At 47.3% G+C, this 19,970-nt stretch carries 13 protein-coding genes; 4 read left to right on the top strand and 9 right to left on the bottom strand.

What is annotated here, in order from left to right:
• Entirely contained in the window at positions 1–1,296 is a 1,296-nt protein-coding gene (locus L3C95_RS32660; RefSeq protein WP_236394846.1) for a PQQ-dependent sugar dehydrogenase, read from the bottom strand.
• Positions 1,297–1,445: 149 nt separating this feature from the next.
• On the opposite strand from L3C95_RS32660, the gene L3C95_RS32655 reads away from it, so the two are divergent.
• Positions 1,446–2,048 (top strand): Crp/Fnr family transcriptional regulator, encoded by a 603-nt coding sequence (locus L3C95_RS32655; RefSeq protein WP_236394848.1) that lies wholly within the window; start codon positions 1,446–1,448, stop codon positions 2,046–2,048.
• A 112-nt stretch (positions 2,049–2,160) separates the two neighbouring features.
• On the opposite strand, the gene L3C95_RS32650 is transcribed toward L3C95_RS32655, so the two are convergent.
• Positions 2,161–2,676, bottom strand: coding sequence for a hypothetical protein (locus L3C95_RS32650; protein WP_236394850.1), 516 nt, complete (start codon positions 2,674–2,676; stop codon positions 2,161–2,163).
• Positions 2,677–3,172: 496 nt separating this feature from the next.
• Between L3C95_RS32650 and L3C95_RS32645 the strand changes: the two genes are divergently transcribed.
• A complete protein-coding gene (locus L3C95_RS32645; protein ID WP_236394851.1) occupies positions 3,173–4,399 on the top strand; it encodes an NADH:flavin oxidoreductase in 1,227 nt (408 codons plus the stop codon).
• Between the two features lie 309 nt (positions 4,400–4,708).
• Here L3C95_RS32645 and L3C95_RS32640 read toward each other — a convergent pair whose 3' ends face one another.
• Positions 4,709–6,556 (bottom strand): RagB/SusD family nutrient uptake outer membrane protein, encoded by a 1,848-nt coding sequence (locus L3C95_RS32640; RefSeq protein WP_236394853.1) that lies wholly within the window; start codon positions 6,554–6,556, stop codon positions 4,709–4,711.
• Positions 6,557–6,567: 11 nt separating this feature from the next.
• Complete coding sequence (locus L3C95_RS32635) at positions 6,568–9,828, bottom strand: SusC/RagA family TonB-linked outer membrane protein (protein ID WP_236394855.1); 3,261 nt, start codon at positions 9,826–9,828, stop codon at positions 6,568–6,570.
• A 427-nt stretch (positions 9,829–10,255) separates the two neighbouring features.
• Here L3C95_RS32635 and L3C95_RS32630 point away from each other — a divergent pair, with 427 nt between their 5' ends.
• Positions 10,256–10,777 (top strand): hypothetical protein, encoded by a 522-nt coding sequence (locus L3C95_RS32630; protein ID WP_236394857.1) that lies wholly within the window; start codon positions 10,256–10,258, stop codon positions 10,775–10,777.
• A gap of 931 nt (positions 10,778–11,708) precedes the next feature.
• On the opposite strand, the gene L3C95_RS32625 is transcribed toward L3C95_RS32630, so the two are convergent.
• The 4 genes from L3C95_RS32625 to L3C95_RS32610 form a co-directional block, all read right to left on the bottom strand.
• Complete coding sequence (locus tag L3C95_RS32625) at positions 11,709–12,170, bottom strand: carbohydrate-binding protein (RefSeq protein ID WP_236394858.1); 462 nt, start codon at positions 12,168–12,170, stop codon at positions 11,709–11,711.
• A gap of 227 nt (positions 12,171–12,397) precedes the next feature.
• Positions 12,398–16,306 carry a CheR family methyltransferase gene (locus L3C95_RS32620; RefSeq protein ID WP_236394860.1) on the bottom strand — a complete coding sequence of 1,303 codons (3,909 nt, stop codon included), beginning with the start codon at positions 16,304–16,306 and terminating at the stop codon, positions 12,398–12,400.
• Positions 16,307–16,384: 78 nt separating this feature from the next.
• Positions 16,385–16,981: a chemotaxis protein CheB gene (locus L3C95_RS32615; protein ID WP_236394862.1), complete on the bottom strand. Its 597-nt coding sequence runs from the start codon at positions 16,979–16,981 to the stop codon at positions 16,385–16,387.
• Between the two features lie 148 nt (positions 16,982–17,129).
• Complete coding sequence (locus tag L3C95_RS32610) at positions 17,130–17,732, bottom strand: phospholipid scramblase-related protein (RefSeq protein ID WP_236394864.1); 603 nt, start codon at positions 17,730–17,732, stop codon at positions 17,130–17,132.
• Between the two features lie 147 nt (positions 17,733–17,879).
• On the opposite strand from L3C95_RS32610, the gene L3C95_RS32605 reads away from it, so the two are divergent.
• Complete coding sequence (locus L3C95_RS32605; protein WP_236394865.1) at positions 17,880–18,014, top strand: alanyl-tRNA synthetase; 135 nt, start codon at positions 17,880–17,882, stop codon at positions 18,012–18,014.
• A gap of 207 nt (positions 18,015–18,221) precedes the next feature.
• Here the strand turns inward: L3C95_RS32605 and L3C95_RS32600 are convergent, their stop codons facing one another.
• Positions 18,222–19,943 (bottom strand): CocE/NonD family hydrolase, encoded by a 1,722-nt coding sequence (locus tag L3C95_RS32600; RefSeq protein ID WP_236394867.1) that lies wholly within the window; start codon positions 19,941–19,943, stop codon positions 18,222–18,224.
• Between the last annotated feature and the right edge of the window lie 27 nt (positions 19,944–19,970).

Genomic DNA, 19,970 nt, shown 5'->3' with positions numbered 1-19,970 from the left:
CTATTTAGTCTTATATACGATCCTGTAAACAGTTCCTTTCACATCATCAGTTACGTACAGTGAACCATCCGGTCCCTGTGCCAGTCCGCACGGACGGTGTGCTGCATCGCCGGGCGATTTTATCGGGCCGGGACCTGCGAATCCATCTGCAAACACTTCCCATTTACCGGAAGGCTTACCATCTTTGAACGGCACGAACACTACATAAAAACCGGCCTGGTTCTCAGGAGAGCGGTTCCATGACCCATGGAAGGCCACAAAAGCCCCGTTACGGTATTTTTCGGGGAACTGAGTACCTGTATAGAACAGTAAGCCGTTAGGCGCCATATGGGCAGGAAAAGCCACTACAGGCTCCTCTATATTATCGCCACCAGTCTTTTTGCCGTCGCCGCCATACTCGGGCGCGAGCATCTTTTTATGCTGGAACGGATCGTAGTAAATATATGGCCAGCCACAGTCAGAACCCTGTTTCAGCGCATACATACATTCTGCCGGCAGGTCGGCCGACTGTTTCTCAGTATACAGATTCGGGAACAGGTCGTGCAGCTGATCGCGGCCGTGCTGCATAACGAACAGCTGGTTGAGGGACTTATTCCAGTCAAGTCCCACCACGTTCCTCAGACCGGTGGCATAGCGTACGCCATCGCCGTAGGTCTGGTTCTGTTTATCGGCCTTGAACTGCCAGATACCGGCTGCAGAATCCAGTACCGGACAAGGCTGCATACCCAGGGAACCTGCTGTTCTGTCTTTCGTCTGGCAGGAGTTGGAATATGCTCCGATATTAACATAGATATTTCCGTTATCGTCCAGCACGATCGATTTCGATTCATGTTGTCTGCGGTTGATCAGGCCGCTCACCACCGTTTGCGGATGTTCAGGATCGATCACCTGCTGTTGCGCATCCAGTTTATAACGATAGATGTCTTCGTTGGAAGAAGCATACAGGTAATCGCCTTTTACATAGATACCTGTACCGCCGTAGACGCCAAAGCCGGTCTTCTTATCAATCTTACCGTCGCCGTTTGCATCCTGGAGAAAGAGAATACCATTATTGTTCTTTGCCCTGTCCAGTTTGATGTAGATACCACCATTGCTGGTTACGGCGATATGGCGGGCCCTGCCCAGGCTGTCGGCTACTTTCAGTGCACCGAAACCGGCGGGTAATTTCAGTCCGGCATTGTTGGCATCCGGTTTAACGTCAATGGCGCCGGGTTTGCCCGGACCGCCGGCAAATACGGAAGTGGTGATGGCTGTCATTGCCAGGGCAACGATCAGACACACCTTTGTCTTTTGCATCAGCATATGGTAATTGGGTTTTATTGAATAAAGCCAGGGGAAAATTACAAAAACTAACAGGGAAAGTTGGGAGGAATTCTATAAAAGGTTGATTCGCCTTACTATTTTTTAAGATGGTTACTATATTTGTTTAAGAAGAAACCAGTCTTATGAGTGCTACGCCGCCACTATCTGATCTGCATCAGCTTATCTTACATCACGTTCAGAAACGGATCCACCTTTCTGCGGAAGAACAGGAACATTTCTGCAGCTTCCTTACTTTGCGCAAGCTGCTGCCACGGCAGTACCTCCTGCAACAGGGCGAAATATGTAAGCACGAGAGCTACGTGTGTTCCGGTTTCCTCCGCTCCTTTTATGTAGATGATAATGGCGATGAGCACACCCTCCACTTTGCCATGGAAGACTGGTGGATCAGCGATGCCAGCAGCTTCATACCACAGGTCCCCTCCAGGATCAATATCATCGCACAGGAAGCAACCGTCGTACTGCAAATAGACAGGAACGGGCTGGAACAGCTTTTCACGGACATTCCCGCTTTTGAAAAGTTCTGGCGGATATTGAATCAGCAGGCAATGATCTCTCAGGATCAGCGCATTCTAAACTCAATTTCAATGACGGGAGCCGAGCGCTATGAGGCGCTGGTAAAGAAATATCCGACACTGGAGCAGCGCATGCCGCAGAAGCATATAGCCTCGTTTTTAGGGATAACGCCGGTGTTTTTGAGTCAGATCAGGAAGGGCGGGAAGCGGTGAAACCTATGCCGGTCTTCGAAAAAATATAACCCACCCATAAGTTGCCAAATAGGCCAATATTAAAGCCGCCAAATAAGAAACAAAAGTGAATATTTTCATTGTTATACATTAATCAGAGAGAAAATTGAGTCTGATTAACCCAAAAGATAAAAAATAAAAAAGAGAGTGTTGTTTTCGCCTTAAGAAAGTCATTTACTGCTTTGGTTAACTCCTCCGCGAGTTTGGCTTTATCTTTCGGGGGAGGTCCCAGCAAACTAGTCGTTTTCTTCATAAAATGGAATTTCATTCCGTTTTTGAAAAGAATAGTATAATACCGGCTGTCACGGTACGGGATAACAGTTCGCATATCTATTATTCTATCGAAAAGTGCAGCATCTATCCGCTGTTCTTTTTGATAAATATTTTTTATAAAAAAGGAGGTTCCATCGGTATAAACTTCCGAAAACAGTTTCATAAACATGTTGAGTGGGACAGAAAACAGCATGGCGATGATTCCCAGAACTATAGATCCCCAATCCCAGTCTATAAAAAAAAAGAGAAAGAAGAAGCAACCCAATGATAATGACGCCACGATCACACCCATTTGAGTAGATGAAGTGGTATTATCTAAAACATACTTTTTATTCATTTTAATAGTTATAGCAGTCATTAGTTTCTGCCTTTCCCCTTGCCCCAGATATTAAGCATACAGGAATACAAATAATCTCCGAAGTTCAAAAAGACCCAATTTACAGCACCCATAATAAATCCGAAAAAAGGAACCAAAAGTATTGATACAAAAAAAACCTTCAAGCCATAATAGGGAATTTCATTAAAATATACAGGGACAATTCTTAGCAAAGAAAGCAGCGCCAAAACCAATGCAAATGGCAAAAATGCAAACGAATATGCAAAAATCAATCGCTTTTCCTATTCTCTTTCGTGCGCAATATATTCAAAATTCCCGGGGTTGAAAACCCCGCGCTACAAACACGCGGCACCTACGGAGCCGATTGCAGCGAATGATCAACACACGTACAGGCATTGAACATACGATATTAAACAATTTTAACCCCAAATATTAAATTAGTTATACGTCCATCTCCCCTCCTCCATCTCATCTTTGTATCCTAATCAAACGATCTATGAACACAAATACAGACATACTATTTCAGCCAATAAAATTAGGAAGCCATACACTAAAGAACAGGTTCACCGTTGCTCCCATGACGCGCAGAAGCGCTACAGCTACCGGTGTACCAACGAACGAAATGGCAGACTACTATGCAGCCTTCGCAGCAGGTGGCTTCGGTCTTATCATTACTGAAGGCACTTACACAGACAATCTTTTCAGCAAGACCGACAACCATCAGCCGGGCCTCGTTACCCATGAACAGGTAGAAGGCTGGAAAAAGGTAACCGACAAAGTACACCAGGCAGATCCCAACGCGCTCATTATCCTCCAATTAATGCACGGAGGCGCACTATCTCAGCATAGTGCTAAAACAATTGCTCCTTCCGCCATACAGCCCAAGGGCCTCCGAAACACAGAACCCGGAGGTCTGCAGGGCCCATTCCCCCTGCCTTCAGCCATGAGCAGAAAAGACATGCAGGAGGCAAAAGACGGTTTTGTACAAACGGCCATCAGAGCATTAATAGCGGGATTCGACGGCGTAGAGATACATGCAGCCAATGGCTACCTGCTGGACCAGTTTATCACTCCGCACACGAATGTAAGAGAGGATGAATATGGAGGTAATTATGAAAAAAGACTACGATTCCCGATTGAAGTATTCACCGCCATCAAGGCCGCTGTCCCGAAAGACTTCATCGTAGGCATACGCCTCTCAGAAAGCAAAGTGAACGACCTCACTTACAGATGGCCGGGCGGCGCAGCAACAGCGAAGGAAATATTCAACATTCTAAAACAAGTGGACGTCAGCTACATCCACATCGCATCCGAGGGCGGGAACTGGGCAAGAGAATCATTATACGACAATGGAAGTTCCTCAAATGGTATAGCAAAACAAATCACAGGAAAGCCAGTCATTGTAAATGGCGGCATGCACGACACAGCTCTGGCTACCAAATTGATATCCAATCACGAAGCAGACCTGATCTCCATCGGCAGAACAGCGATTACCAATCCTGACCTTCCTGAAAAAATAAAGAATGGAACAGCAATAGCCCCATTCTTCAAAGAATTAATTAAAGACAGCCTGACCCTCGCCCACACCAAAGAAGTGCTCAAGGCTAAGGCAATAACGACAACGACACCAGCTGCAGCAACATCCGCAACATCCGCAACAGCAGCTACAGCTACAGCCACTTCCACAACAACAGCAACCGCGGCAGCGACGACAATTAACTAAAGCCGTCTACCGCCCATTGTGTAGGCGCAGCAGGAAGTACTATACTGTGCCTTCAAGACGCGTGATACGATTGACGAAGGTAAATAGCGCTCCCAATCCCACACGCTCACCGTCGCCAAATCAACGTTCTAAAGAGCGTTTTGCAGCACAGTATAGTACATCCTGCGAATGCCGCCCAGATAACACAACTGGTTCGCGTCAGCACAAAGCCAGGCCATGACTAATGCAGGAAGTCCTATACCGCTTGCCGCACAGTATAGAACTTCCCTTGTGAAATAACTGCTTCAGGAAACCGCAGCAAGTCGAGGATTAATACCCCGGGTTCTGCACTAACTTATTATTCCTATTCATCTCATCCCGCTGCAACGGCATAAAATACATCTTATCCAACCACATCCTGTTCTCATTCACCAACGTCACCGGCGTATAAGTATAGTCATAACTGTTCTCATCATGCTGATACAAAGTTACCTTGACATTCGGCTTTAATTTACCCACTACATTTATCCCGCGTAACGCACGTCCTACAGTTGCCGGCGCCACCATCCAGCGACGCACATCGAAGAACCGCTGCTCTTCAAACACCATCTCTATCTCCTTCTCACGCTGGAACCGCGCTTTCAGCTCCGCCCCCGATTCTGTGATCGCCGGCATGCCTGCACGGGTACGGATCTCATTCAGTGTCCTGCGTGCCTCATCTTCTTCACCCAGCTCCATACAAGCCTCTGCATAGTTGAACAACACCTCCGTATACCGGAAGAATGGATATGGCACCTCCTGACGGAAATACTGTGCATCCACAGCAGGATCAATGAACTTCTTCATATAATATCCCGTGAAACTACCATTCCAGTTTTCTATCGGTCCCTGGCGGGTATCCAGTCCAGGCATAGTGATCACCTGTGAACGCTCCGCGTCCCACACCTGGTAAATACCCGTCTGTGCCTGGTTAGCCGGATCTTTCGCCGCAACGTCAGAAGGACGCTGACGCCAGTTCGCCCCATCATACAGGATGCTTGCATAGAAACGCGGATCACGGTTTAAGTATGGTTGCGCCTTATGCATAGGATTGCCCCAGTTAAAAGGTGTACCATCCGCCATTTCATAGTCGTCTATCAGCAGCTGGGTAGGCGTATTACCGGACCAGTTGTGATAACCATTCAAACCATTGTAAAGCCCGATCTGTCCGCCAGCTTCTGACTTGGCATTCACAAAGTAACGGGAGAAAATACTTTCAGAATTATCCTTCAGGAACATCTGCTGATAATTAGTGCTCGCCTCTTCAGGTGACGCAGGTGTAGCAAATGCCAGCGAATAACGGCCGAGTGCTATCACCGCCTGGGCAGCAGCCTTGGCGCGCCTCCAGCGTGCAGGACGATCGCCGCTCGTATAGCCTAATACATCAGGTGTCTCGATATTTTTCATCACCTGGGCTTTGACACTGGCAGTAGGGAAGTCATACAAATCACTTGCCGCATAGATCAGTATACGTGATTTCAGCGCAAGCGCCGCTCCTTCTGTAGCACGGCCCTTTACAGTGATGCTCTCCTTACCCTGCAGTAAATGGGCAGCAGAATCGCAGTCCCGCACAATATGCTCCACACAATCAGAGAAAGAGTTACGGGCGATAGTATAATCCTTATCCGCCAAAGTATACACCGTATCTATCAATGGCACACCACCATAAGCGCGCACCAGCTGATGATAATAGTAAGCACGCAGGAAGTATACCTCTCCCTTCAGACGGTCTCCCATTCCCGCTTTATCAAAAGGTACTTTCTGTATGTTCTGGAAAAATACGTTACATGCGCGTATGCGTTTGTACATATCATCCCACTGGAAAGTACCGCGGTTGTTCACGTACTCAGCATCCGTAGGACTGATAGTCGCCTCTCCCATGTTCTTCATACCGTAGTTGTGCGTGAACATGGTCTCGTCGGTGGCAGATGATAACATGGTTTCCAGGAAACCACCGCTGCTCAGGCCATTATAGATTTCATTTACGAAGGCTTCCGTCAATGCCTGGTCCTGCCACACATCATCTTTGGTAGCTTCCCCTAAAGGTCTTGTATTCAGGAAATCGGTATTACACGCAGCAACAGTCAACGCGCCTGCCATCCCAATACAGATGTATATTTTCTTAAGTAGTTGTTTCATGATACTGCTGATTAAAAAGTTAAATTGAAACCTGCATTCAATACCCTTGACTGCGGATAATACTGACCATTACCACTCACAGATTCAGGATCAAGGATCTTCAGATTGTCCAGGGTGAAAAGGTTCAGACAGTTTGCATATAATCTCAGCGTAGTGATACCGCTTCTCTTCTTCAGGAAATCGGGTATGCTGTAGCCGATCTCCAGGTTCTTCAGACGTACGTAGTTAGTACTGCGGACCCAATACGTGTTACCTGTGGCCCAATAGGTATCATTACGGTCATTTACACGTGGGTGTTCGCCATTTGGATTGTCAGGGCTCCAGCGGTTGTCATAGTAATCTTTCGTAAAGTTGCCGATCTCACCGGATTCTGTATTGATGTGCAATGCACCGCCCGTAGCTCCCTGCACGAGAATGGCCATATCGAAGTTACCATATTGCATGTTCACGTTCAGACCACCGGTAAAGGTCGGCTGATTGCTCTTTCCATATCTTACCTTGTCATCACCATCGATCTTTCCGTTACCATCTATATCTTTAAACTTCATATCGCCCGGACGCAGGTTATTTGTCAGCGCAGTATAGTCTATACCATTCTTATCTATCTCTGCATAGTCTTTGAATACACCATCATATTCATAATACAGGTTAGTATTCATCGGCTTGCCGGTAGAACGCTGCCAGGTTGGAGCACCAGGTGCTTCATCCCAGAACACGATCTTGTTCTTCGAATAACCGCCGTTCACGCTAACGTCATAACGGAACTTACTGCCAACATTATCGTTGTAGCCAACGCGGAATTCAAAACCTTTGTTATCTACCTTACCGATGTTCTCTGCAGGCAGCGTCATACCCGTTGTTTGTGGTACGGATGCATTTCTTCTTACCAGGATGCCGGAACGCTTGTTCATGAACGCGTCCAGTTCGAAGTAGATCTTACCATTCAACAGGGCGCCATCCAGACCAACGTTGTAGTTGTTGGCTACCTCCCAGGTGATGTACGGGTTAGGTATACGTGCTTCAAAGAGTGATTTTACAACATTGCCTCCCAGGATGTAACTGCCGAAACCATAAGTGGAATAATACTGATATTCCTGCAGCGTGAGCGTACCATCGCCGTTATCGTCGAAGTATACCTGGTCGTTACCCAGTTTACCCCATGATGCACGCAGTTTCAGGTAACTCATGAACTTCACGTTCTCTTTGAAGAAGTTTTCTTCAGATATACGCCAGCCCAGCATCAGACCAGGGAAGAAACCAAAACGGGAATTGCTGGGGAACATGTAGGAGCCATCATTCCTCCATACAAACTCCGCCAGGTATTTCTCTTTATAGTTGTAGGCCACACGACCGAAATAGTTGAGACGGGCACGGTCCCAGGCGCTACCGGCATTGTCTTTCTCTGCATCGCCGCCGGCAAACATCTGGTCGATCAATGGAGAAATGAAATACCTGCGGAAGGCGCTGAAAGTCTCAGAATTGACAGTTTCCCTTTCTACACCGAACACAAAGTTCACTGTATGATCTTTGTTGAAGGTACGGTCGTAGGTCAGCAAACCACGTAATAACAGGTTGCTCTGATCTTCATCTCCCTGATTGAGGGTAGCCTGATCAGTACCACGTTTGCCCCTTACTAACAGCGGCGTTTTACCATCCTGCTCATAGGTTTTCTTGTCCCAGGTATACAGGTACCAGGGTGTCATCCAGCGTTTAGTACTCTTGATATACTTATCGAATGCCACGTTACCGCTCAGCTTCAGACCATTCACCCCGGGGATTAACACATCCAGGCGGGCATTGGTCTGTACATAGTAACGTTTATCCTTGTCGTATCCTGTCTGGTCGGTAGTGATCACCACTGGGTTGTTACCGTACTCGATGTCCGGACCAGGCAGACCATTCGGCCAGAAGGCGGGCTCAGTAGGTTTACCACGCATCAGCATACGGAAGATGTCACTGGCGCTACGGGTAGGATAATTACGCTCCTCCTGGCGACCTAACATGTCTACGCTGACATTCACGAATTTATTGATCTTTCCATCCAGGTTGACACGCAGGCTGTACTGATCGTAACCGGTGGCGGATTTTTTATAGTAAGCATCCTGCGACTGGTAACCGAAGGAGGTGAGGTAACGCATGTTCTCATTACCACCAGACACCTGTACGCTATGGTTGGATTGCGGCGACCATGTCTTAAAAGTGGATTTGTACCAGTTTGTGTTCGGATACAGCCAGGGGTCGGTACTGTTGCGGAATTTCTCTATCTCCGTCTGACCGAAAGCCACGTCCCATTTCTTGTTGGTAGTCGGGGAAGTATAGGTACCGTTTTGTTTGTATACGTCCCAGGCAGCCGCCCACTCTCTTCCGGGTACATCACGGTAAAGGCTCAGCTCATCCCTCAGTTGCGCATACTCGGCAGCGTTGGACATTTCGGGGATGTGTGTGGGTTGTGACCAGCCCTGGTTAAAGGAATAAGACAGTTGAGGTTTGCCGCTCTTACCGCGTTTGGTTGTTACGAGAATAACACCGTTGGCTGCACGGGCGCCATAGATCGCAGCGGAAGCGTCTTTCAGTACGGATATGCTCTCGACATCCTGCGGATTTAATCGCTCCAGACCGCCGGTACGACCAGCCACACCATCTATTACGATCAGCGGGTCGTTGTTTCCGAGGGTGTTGGAACCACGGATGCGGAGGGAAGAACCGTCAGCACCAGGCTCGCCGCTGTTCTGCATGGCAGTTACACCTGGCATACGTCCGGCGATGGAGTTGGACAGGTTGGTAGCCGGCGACTTGACAAGATCAGCACCTTTTACCGTTGCAATGGAACCGGATACAGCTTCTCTCTTCTGGGCGCCATAACCTACCACCACTACCTCACTGAGGCCTTTGGTGTCTGCATCGAGTGTTACGTTCAACGGAGCGCTGCCGTTGACAGTCAGTGTTTGTGGAAGGAAACCGATTGCACTAATAGTCACCTGAGCGCCATTTGCGACGCTCAACGAAAAAGAGCCATCGGGTAATGTGGTTGTCCCTTTTGAAGTCCCTACAACTTTGATAGTGGCGCCGATCACCGGCTCTTTATTTTTGTCAACGATCTTCCCCTTTAATATGATATCCTGTCGGATTGAAAATGAGTTTGAATAGCCATCCGCAACAGCCATAAGCGGATACAGTGCGGGCAAAAAAAGCAGTAGAGTAAATTTCATGCGCAATAGTGCTGACTGCCAGGCATGAGGGGGCCTGACCTTCAACAGGTCTACATTTTTCATACGTTTAAATTGTGTGGTTAAAAGAAAGGCGAACTCCTATCGCTGATTTTGGTTACGACGGACAATGCAATAGCACCTCCGTCCCTAGACACTACTGGTCGTCATCATCATTTAAAATGTGTTTTTTGCTAGTTAAAGAATACATGGTAGCGGGTCAATAGCACAGTACAACTACATAGGTTTTCAATTTACATAGTGTGCAGCCTGATTTTCATAACGATACTTTTCGCAACGTGTCAATTTCACACCTAAAATAGAAAAAATAATCAAGATTTATATTTCTTTTAACATACTGCGATAATATCGGAGTGAAAAAATGCTTATCAAGTTACGGTTAACCTACAAAAACCGCCTGTTTACCGCTAAGTACGGCGGCCACCATGGCCGGCTGCCGTGAAAACACTACCTTAGACATAAATGCTGAACAATGGAAAAAGCGCTGATAAAACTTTCTTTCCGACAGATCATCGATATGCATGCAAGGACCTCCTTCGAAAAGGATGTGTTTCACGAGAGCTATAACGAATTCCTCATGCAGGTACAGGCCTACAACCGGGATCACCAGTTCAGTACCTGGGAACAGGTGCGGGGCGCCAACCCCAAAGCGGGGTCGCTCAATTATAAAGTGGGTTTCTCGATAGGATTATTTGTGAAGGAACTGCAGCAACAGATCCCGGGGCTGACGGATAACCTGGGAAATCCTGTTCCTTTTGAAAGCCACCGGTTCGAGATCGTTGCCTCCGATATCACCAACAAGGCTGCTCACAAAGTCGCGATCGTGTATACAACAGCGACGCTTACACTGCTTGGTGTCCTGGGCGACTATATGCTTCTGACAACAGGTGAGCTGCTAAGCAATCCTGACCAACAGGAAGTGCAGACATTCATGCTGAAAATACAGCCGCAATTGTCTGTATCGGCTTACGCATTACAGGGATTACCCCAGTGATCCTATTGCAGGGAGTTGTCTGCATTCACGTTGAATTCCAACGACAATTGCGTGTATCCCAATTGAGTTCCTTGTTATTGCTTGTATCCGTAATGCCTGTCTTCGAGATTGGCGATACCTCGGTTTCAGGCTGGGATCACTGGCTGTAGTTCTTTGAAGTTCCTTACTGTCAGCTTTGGGAAGGCGGGTTGGCGTTGGGGGACTATTAAACCCCTGGTGCGACGCGTGAGCACTTCAAATAACTAAGGCCAGTGATTCCCACCTGAAACCGTTATACTCATTGGCATCCGCTTATAGTAAGGAACTGCAGGACGTTGAGAAACGTCTGTCCTCATTGTTAAGATTATCCTTATATCCTTACACTGTATGAGCAATAGGCAATTACCTCCCGACAAGTATGGCGCCATAACTAGTCATAGGGAGAGCGGAAGTAGCAGCGGTTTCAGATGGGAATGTCGGGCCTTCGGCTCTCCGGCGACACGACAAGTGCAGTTCAATCTAAATCCCAAATCCTATTCGCTTGACAGCGCCCAATAGCATTCCAGAGAGGCGCCGACCGGCATCCCATACTGAAGCCGGCTACTTAGCGTGAATAATAAAAACAGTATTAAGAAAACCTCCGTCGCAATCGTCCTAACAAGCAGCTCCCCATATGCCATAGTAGGGAGAGCGGAAGTAGCAACGGTTTCAGATGGGAATGTCGGGCCTTCGGCTCTCCGGCGACACGACAAGTGCAGTTCAATCTACATCCCAAATCCTATTCGCCCGACAGCGCCCAATAGCATTCCAGAGAGGCGCCGACCGGCATCCCATACTGAAACCGGGGTACTTAGCGTGAATAATAAAAACAGCATTGAGTGCACCGAGGGCAGACACTGAACCAGCTACTTCACATGAATAATGAAAATGTTATCAAGTCAGAGGACGCTCGTCAATAATCCTGCACAAAAGTGATGGAAGTAATACTGAAGGGATTACCTTTCGCTACAAGATAAAGATCGTGTATCCCATAGGAGTATTTGGGATTACCGGTTAACTTTAATGCATAGGTCGTATCTCCCGTAAAAGGGATCTTCAGCGTACCGATACGCCTGCTTTTCTTTCCTTTAGGACGGTCAATGCGAAATTCAAGACGGCCGTTCTTCTTATCCTTATTCTGGCAGAACACAACCACCTTAAACCCTATTTCCCCCATACCGAGATTCACCTGTCCGAAGCCCAGGTAACTTCCCGATTTCATTTTAAATTCTGTTTCAAAATTGCCTTTTTTCACCGGACCTGCCGGAGCTACTGTGCCCGCCGGAGGCGGTGCTGTAGACGGAGGTGCAGGCGCCGTCTGTCCCCGGGCGATGAGCTGCACAATAATGAAAAAAAGACATAGGATAGGCCTCATAACAAATATGGTAGGTCGGCGTCTTTTACAAGCAGCCCAACCAGTGTCTAAAATACTAATTAGGTCGAAAAATTACGCAAATTTATATTAAAAATTACAATAATAATAAACTCTGATTCCCAATATGTTAAACGCGGGCTGTTTGCATAATGCTGGAAATAGTAATGGCCCCCCGGGGGAGCCATTTCTGTGGGTATATTACGCTGGAAAAGTTATTTTATTGTGTCTTACTGTTGTGTTTCAGGAATAATAACATGGAAAGAAGCTCCCTGGTGCTCCACCCCAAACGCCTGAATATCCCCGTTATGGATATCCATGATCTTCCGGCAAAGCGCCAGACCAATACCTGTTCCTTCAAATTTCTCTTTCTGGTTCAGACGCTGGAATATGACAAACAGTTTATCCGCATAGACCTGGTTGAACCCAATGCCGTTATCGGCCACGACGATCCGGTAATAGGTAGGACCCTCGGACAGCGAAGGCAGGTCCTTTAATTCCGCATCCGAGATCTTATTGGCGGTGATGGTAACCCGGCTGTCGCCATCTGTGCCGGAAAATTTCAGGGCATTACCGATCAGGTTATAGAACAATTGGTTCATCTGTAACGGCACTGCATCTATCACCGGCAGTTCGTTCACTTCTATTACTGCGTTCTTGTCTTTGATCAGCAGCTCGAAATCTTCTATGACGTTCGTCACGATCTGGTTGAGATCCACCGGCAGAAATGCATTCTCACCCAGTTCCAGCCGGGAATATGCGATCAGGTCACGGATCAGGTCAGACATGCGTATAGCCGATTGCTTTACCTTGCGCAGGTAGAGCGCCGTATCAATCTTAGTGGTGCCGGGCTTCACGCTTTCCAGCATGTCGGCAAACAGGCGGATCTTACGTAATGGTTCCTGCAGATCATGGGAAGTGATGAAAACGAACTGCTCCAGTTCATGGTTCCGCTTCGAGAGATTGGCATTGGCATCTTCGAGGGCAATGGTCCTTTCCCGCACCTTCCGCTCCAATGCATCTTCCACCATCTTCTGATCGTCAATATCTGTACAGGCACCAATAAAGCCCACAAATTCATCCTGTGAATTGAAGCGTGGTATACCTGAACAGGCCAGCCAGTGGTAAGTACCGTCATGCCTTTTGAGGCGGAACTCTGCATAGAAATTCTTCCTGTCGCGGGAGGAGCGGCTGAAACTGATCTTCCATTTATCGATATCCTCCGGGTGCATAATATCATACCACCCGCTATCCGTATTCTGGTAGAGCGAACGCCCTGTATATTTCTGCCAGGCCTTGTTAAAGAAAGAGAAGGAGCCGTCTTTTTCTGCAATCCAGATCATTGCTGGCGCCGTATCGGCAATCATACGGAAGTAGGCCTCACTTTGCTGCAGATTCAGCTGGGCCTGTTTTCTCTCGGTAATATCGAGCGCTACACCTATCACTCTTTTCGGCGTACCTTCTTCATCGTAGACACCCTGTCCGGTAGCCGCTATCCAGTGAATGGAATTGTCCGGCCATTTAATACGGTATTCCTCCACATACAATACCCGGTTATTCAATGCATATTGAAACGATTCGTCTGCACGCTGCGCATCTTCCGGTAATATCAGCGATAACAATTTCTCATAGGTCAGCTGTGTTTGTGAAGACAACCCGAAATTGCTTCTGAACTGTTCATTACAATGCATCATACCGGAAGACAGCTCCAGTTCCCAGGAACCCAGCCGTCCGGTCTGCAGGGCGAAGTTTAGTTTATTGTTCACTTCCTGCAGGTGCTTCTCAAACTGTTTGCTTTCTGTAATGTCCGTCACCACGCCCAGGATACGTACTGCCGTGCCATTCTCGTCGTAGAAGACCTGCGCCTTGCAGGATATCCAAACCACTTTATCTTCGGCAAGGTTAATGCGGAAGTCAAAATGGAGATATCCGTTGTCTTTACCTGCCAGGGCTGCAGCGATGCGCCCCCGTACACCCGGTGCATCCGCAGGGTGAATAGCTTTGATAAAGCTCTCAAATTCCAATGGTGTGGAAGATGTGATACCAAACAGCTCCCTGCTTCTGTCAGACAGTAACAGCTCTTGTGAAAGCGGGTTAAAATCCCAGGTACCTGTCTTTGTCCCCTCCAGCGCCAGACGAAGCCTTTCCTCGTTGTTACGCACTATTTCCTGTTTGCGCGCAATGCGCTCCCTGGCTTCCCTTACCTCGGTGATGTCTTCTATGGCGATGAGGATCAGTTCTTCTTTCAGGTCCTGAGAAATAATTAACTGACCATTCATCTTAATGGTTCTCAGGCCATTGCCGGTAGCCTTGTATGTCAGTTCATAATTCGCGAAGGGTGTCCTGGAAGTCATCAGGTTCTCCATCAGCGAACGCAGCTCTGACGTGTTCCATTGCTTGTTGCCCAGTTCATACAGCAGTTTTCCTTCCGTCTCTTTCCTTTCCATTTTGAACGTACGATAGAAAGAAGCATTTGCGCTTACTACGCGGATATTTGTATCGAGGATCAGCAGGGATTCGTGTACAGTATTCACGATAGATTCGGCGTACAACCGGGCATTGTTCAGCTGATTATTTCTGTCAACCAGGTCATTGTTGCGGGTGCTGAGTTCATCATTGATCACCTGCAGCTCCTCCTGCGACACTTCCAGTTCCTCATTCAGACTTTTGAGCTCTTCATTGGCAGACTGCAATTCTTCGTTGGTAGCCTCATATGCTTCCGCAACCGCACGTAACTCTTCCTTATAGCGTTGCACTTCACGCTCCAGTTGCAGAATGCGCAGGTTCTTTTCGTCAGTCGTTTCCGGCACATCAGGCTTCCTTGCCTGGAGCTCCCCGCTCAACTCCTGCTGTTGCTGCTGATTGAAGATCACCAGGTAGTAACTTTCATTCAGGTTGCTGATAGGTACCACTTCGAATGAGACATGGAGTGTTGTATTACCCGTTGTGACGGTCAGTCCCTCTTTCCGTACATTCCTTTTGGCAGATTGCGCATGGCTGAGCGCACTCCGCAGACTATGTACGAGATCCCTGTGCGCAAGTTTGAGAATGTTCAGACTGGCTTTTCCAGGGCCATGTTCAAAAAACTGCATGGTAACACCTCTGAACTCAATAATATCGAACTTCTCATTGAGCAGCACAGCAGACGGTGCATACATCGAAAGTATAATACTGTCGGCCGCTTTCTGAGCATCAATATTCTCATCCCTCTCCTGATCAAAGCTTGGTGTCATATGCTTTATTTTTTTATTAGTCGGGAACGCATTCCTGAGCGTCCATTTATCTACATTCTTTTTCAGGTAGATCTTCGTTTTCTTCGATGGCATATCGAAGAGATCGGGAGATCTGTTGGTTTCGGATTTGCCCAGCCACAGAAAACCACGGTCTGTCAGCGCATAGTTGAATATGCTCAGCATTTTTTTCTGCAATACCGGTTGCATGTAAATAAGCACGTTACGACAACTGATCAGGTGCAGATTTGCAAACGGAGGATCTGTCAGCATATTATGGCAGGCAAATACGCATGCATCCCTGATGATGGCCGATATTTCGTAACCTTGTTCCCTTTCTGCAAAAAATTGCGCCAGCCGTGCTGCTGATATTCCCGCTACCTGTGTCTTTGAATAAATGGCTTTACGTGCGGTAGCAATCACGGCTTCAGAAAGGTCTGTTGCAAAGATCTTCACCTTGTTGGAGAAGTGCTCATCTCCCATTAACTCATAAAGGCAGATAGCGATGGAATAGGCTTCTTCTCCTGTAGCGCATCCCGCTACCCATATACGCACCTGTTCTTCCTTTTCACGGGCCTGCTTTACTACCTGTGGCAGTACATACCGCAACAGGTATTCAAAGCTGCTTTCATCGCGAAAAAAGGAAGAGACGTGGATCAGCAGGTCCGCATAAACTATATTTTGTTCATCTTCATTGTCTTTTATAAACGTAAGATACTCTTCAAAGCTCTGAACATTCACAAGCGACATTCTCCGTTGCAGCCTCCGGGTGATCGTGGAAAGCTTGTATTGGAGGAAGTCCACACCCGAAGATTCTGACAGGATCGCTAAAATACTTTTCAATGCGGCATTGGGTGCAGAACCAGATCGCCTCCTGTTCACCTCCCCTTCAGTATGTGTATCCGACATGCAAACAGCTTTACTTAATCTCTGGTCTTTTCAACCAATACTTTAAAACAGCTAAAGATATGTAAAAAACAAATCCGTTCAATTCACACTGGTATCCATTTTCAGGTGCCTTAACAGGAAACGCGCGATGTCTGCCGGTGGCAGGATCGCATGCGGATCGTCTTTAGTAATGGCTGCCTGCGGCAGGATGTTAAAATCGGTCGTGTCCGGGTCCTGCACAATGACCAGTCCGTGATAATCTTCAATCACCTTAATACCTTCAATGCCATCGTTGCCCATACCTGACAGTATAACGCCAATACCATTTTCCCTGTAGGCTTTCGCCATGGATTTAAAAAAGATGTCGATCGACTTGTTAATGATCTCCCGGGAATAACGCCTCCGAACTTTGAGATAACCGTCCTCCACGATCATCATCCTGTCTTCAGCAAGTACATATATGTGGTCCGTCTCCAGCTTTATATCATCTTCCACCCGGTGTACCGGCATATTGGTAAACTTTTTTAAAATAGCGCTGAATCTGCTCTTATGTTCTCTGCCGAGGTGGGGAATTACGACAAAGGCAGCGCCTGTTTTTTCCACGACCTGTTGAAAAAACTCACATGCCGGTGTCAGTCCTCCGGCCGAACACCCGATTCCGATACAAAACAATGGCTCCTGCCTGGTTATATTCATAAGACATGATTTAAAATACGGATCATGTTAAAAAGCAACCTCGTCAAATATCAGGCCATGGAAATGCGTGGAATCGACCCGGAGAGCCCGATATAATAGAAAAGGGATGATACACCGTAATGTACCATCCCTTTCTTCATATCTTTTGTTACTTAGATTCCTTCAGCACCATATCAATAGTGATAGCGCCCGCTACAATGGCCATCTTATTGACATCTTCAGGACACTCCTTTGCTATGGTAACACGGTATTTATCCGCAGTAGTGAACACTTCCTTGAAAGCGCCGGCCCATTTCTTACTGATAGCGCCCAATTCCCTGTCAGCGGAATCAACGATCTGGAAATTCCATGCTTTCCAGTCGCCCTTGATCTCAGCCAGTACAGCACCATTGGCATCCAGGATGTGAAACAGCGGTTTCATAAACTTAAACTTCTGTTTGATACCACCCACTACAACACCGTTCATATCACGGATCTCGATCTTCGACATCCAGAACGTCCAGCCGCGGTGAATAGAAGCCACCACCTGCTCATTTGCATCCGCAATGTTCAGTGTAAACGGGAACATTCTTTTATCGAGTAAAAGACGCAGGAACTTGTGCCACAGCGGTACGACCTGACGGATGTTTCCGATCTGCTGACCGTCCTGGTTAAATACTTTATAAGCATTCGCAAATTTCAACAGGCCTACTTTCTCGTCTATAAAATAATCATCACAGTGAAAGAATTCGGGTAATTTCGTTTGTCCCATGAGGTTTTATCAAGTTGGTTATAGAATGGGCACAAATATATACAACAATTCCTGAATATCAGGATGTTTTGTTATTTTTCCTTACTTATTTTATACAATAGCTGCAATCCCGTAACTTGCAGGGTATTGCCATTCATGTTAACGTATATGGAACAACAGTCTAAACCCGCTCCCAGGAAGAACTTTGTTAAATGGATCAAGCGTATCGGCTTCTGGGGTTTTATCTTCTTCCTCCTGAAAGGCCTTCTGTGGCTGGCTTTGGGTTACTATGTTTTTAAATAGGATATCCACCTGACAAGTATACCATCCGATCGGTATATGATAAGTCGCTACATGCCCCTACCACATGACAGGTACAATCGAACAGCATACGGGATACCGCTACATGCCCATCCTGCCATATGGCGGTACAATTGAACAGCATATGGCATACTGCCAAATGCCCCGCTGCCACATGACAAGTACAACCGAACAGCATAGGACATACTGCTACATGAGGGGTACACTGAAATGAGACTCAGGATAAAACTTCAGTTCCTGCAGTAAGGTATCGAGCAAAGTCTGTTGGCTCACATCTTTTGCCGCACCGTAGTTCTTCTGCCAGTACAGGTTTGACGCCGGACTGATAGTCATTACAATACGGCTCCCCTTTTTCAATTGTTTACAGATCCAGTGGCTGTCATCCAGCGTGATATGATGTACTTCGTTTTGCTTCCAGTAAACAGGTTTTGTCTTATCGATACTTAAAGACAAGCGTTGTACAGTATGTGAAAGCGGCCATTTGTTTCCGTTGGCATCTATCTCCCACCAACTGATCATGATGTCTGCATCGGGTGTACCTGAAGACAACCAAAGGTTTGCAGTGATGGACCCATTGATGATCATATCTTCCTTTAAAGGCGGAGTGCTGAAAGTCAGCAGATATTTCTTCCTGAAAACCCCTTCTGTAATGATAGAACTGGCGCCGTCATAGATCACAATAGTATCATCAACAGGATCAGCAGCATCATAGGAGAATGTCAGCGGCCTCCCTCCTCTTTTCCTTGTGTGTAAGGTTTCTCCCGACTTAACAGGGAGATAGAAAGACAGCGTATCGCGGTTCATTTTTTCTATCGAAGGAAAGTAATGCCACTTGTTCTCTCCCATTGCAAATACCGCGATCCTGTCCTGCAGGAAGGCCGGTTTCTTCCCTCCTTTCAGCGTATAATTAAACCAGTCCAGCACCAGCTGTTTCTGGTCTACCATGGCAACCGTATCGATCTGGTACGGGGGAATGACATTCCTCCGTGGACCTCCCTGTCCGCCGGCGTGATCAAAAGGCCCGATGAAAAGGTAGTGCTGATTAACCCCTTCTTTCGGTCCGTATCGGTTATGCATGTTGTAATAGTGCATAGCACCCCGCTGGTCATCATCGAAATAACCGGTTGTGGTCAGGATGGGGATGCCGATCCGGGAGAACTCCTCCACTGTTGGCGTCATCCGCTGCCAGAAATCGTCATTGCCGGGATGGGTGATCCAGCGTTGAAACACCGTATCCGTTCCGTCTCCTTCCAGGGAATCCAGCTTATTAAAAGGCAGGCCCCGCAAGAGATATTCGGTGTTAAGGTCCTTCCATTTTTTTTCGTTCTGGAAGGTGGCCAGGTCCATGTAGTGATTGTTCCTCACCAGTTTCAGCCATTGCAGGCTGTAGGTAAGAAATATCCCGCCCGGATTAGGATAATCGATGCCCGGTCCTACTGCTACCTGCGGCACAATGGTCTTGAGGGCAGGATGTACTTTCTTCACCGTGGCCCATTGCGCAAATCCCAGGTAGGAACCTCCGTACATACCCACCTTGCCGTTACACCAGGCCTGTTTACTGATCCAGTCGATCACCTGGTAATTATCTGCCGCATCATTCTCCATAGGATAAAAACTACCCCCTGAACGGGCTTTCCCCCTGTTATAGACAAAAACGCCTGCATAGCCGCTATCTGCCACGAACTGTGCCCGGGTGGTATCAGCAGCCATTGGATAACAACTAATCCTTAAAACAACCGGTAAAGGCCATTTAGCACCCTTCTGATACACCAGCATACAGCTCAGCATCGTACCATCCTTCAATGGTACCTGTAAACTACTGTCAGTGACATACTGTTTCGTTTGCGCGGAAAGTGGGCTACAAGGAAAGATAAAGAGGGCTAAGGAAATGAACAACAGACATTTACGCATAGTTTCGATTTGGCTGATCAACAGGAG

The sequence above is a fragment of the Chitinophaga filiformis genome (assembly GCF_021646545.1).
GTDB lineage: Bacteria > Bacteroidota > Bacteroidia > Chitinophagales > Chitinophagaceae > Chitinophaga > Chitinophaga filiformis_A.
Note: the sequence above shows the minus strand (reverse complement) of the source record. Positions and strands in the feature narration are given on the sequence as shown.

What these genes read in the sequence shown, in the direction of transcription:
- L3C95_RS32610 (WP_236394864.1), bottom strand. Translation starts at nt 17,732, where the DNA reads ATGGGACAAACGAAATTACCCGAATTCTTTCACTGTGATGATTATTTT.
- L3C95_RS32600 (WP_236394867.1), bottom strand. Translation starts at nt 19,943, where the DNA reads ATGCGTAAATGTCTGTTGTTCATTTCCTTAGCCCTCTTTATCTTTCCT.
- L3C95_RS32650 (WP_236394850.1), bottom strand. Translation starts at nt 2,676, where the DNA reads ATGAATAAAAAGTATGTTTTAGATAATACCACTTCATCTACTCAAATG.
- L3C95_RS32635 (WP_236394855.1), bottom strand. Translation starts at nt 9,828, where the DNA reads ATGAAAAATGTAGACCTGTTGAAGGTCAGGCCCCCTCATGCCTGGCAG.
- L3C95_RS32605 (WP_236394865.1), top strand. Translation starts at nt 17,880, where the DNA reads ATGGAACAACAGTCTAAACCCGCTCCCAGGAAGAACTTTGTTAAATGG.
- L3C95_RS32655 (WP_236394848.1), top strand. Translation starts at nt 1,446, where the DNA reads ATGAGTGCTACGCCGCCACTATCTGATCTGCATCAGCTTATCTTACAT.
- L3C95_RS32630 (WP_236394857.1), top strand. Translation starts at nt 10,256, where the DNA reads ATGGAAAAAGCGCTGATAAAACTTTCTTTCCGACAGATCATCGATATG.
- L3C95_RS32640 (WP_236394853.1), bottom strand. Translation starts at nt 6,556, where the DNA reads ATGAAACAACTACTTAAGAAAATATACATCTGTATTGGGATGGCAGGC.
- L3C95_RS32615 (WP_236394862.1), bottom strand. Translation starts at nt 16,981, where the DNA reads ATGAATATAACCAGGCAGGAGCCATTGTTTTGTATCGGAATCGGGTGT.
- L3C95_RS32645 (WP_236394851.1), top strand. Translation starts at nt 3,173, where the DNA reads ATGAACACAAATACAGACATACTATTTCAGCCAATAAAATTAGGAAGC.
- L3C95_RS32660 (WP_236394846.1), bottom strand. Translation starts at nt 1,296, where the DNA reads ATGCAAAAGACAAAGGTGTGTCTGATCGTTGCCCTGGCAATGACAGCC.
- L3C95_RS32620 (WP_236394860.1), bottom strand. Translation starts at nt 16,306, where the DNA reads ATGTCGGATACACATACTGAAGGGGAGGTGAACAGGAGGCGATCTGGT.
- L3C95_RS32625 (WP_236394858.1), bottom strand. Translation starts at nt 12,170, where the DNA reads ATGAGGCCTATCCTATGTCTTTTTTTCATTATTGTGCAGCTCATCGCC.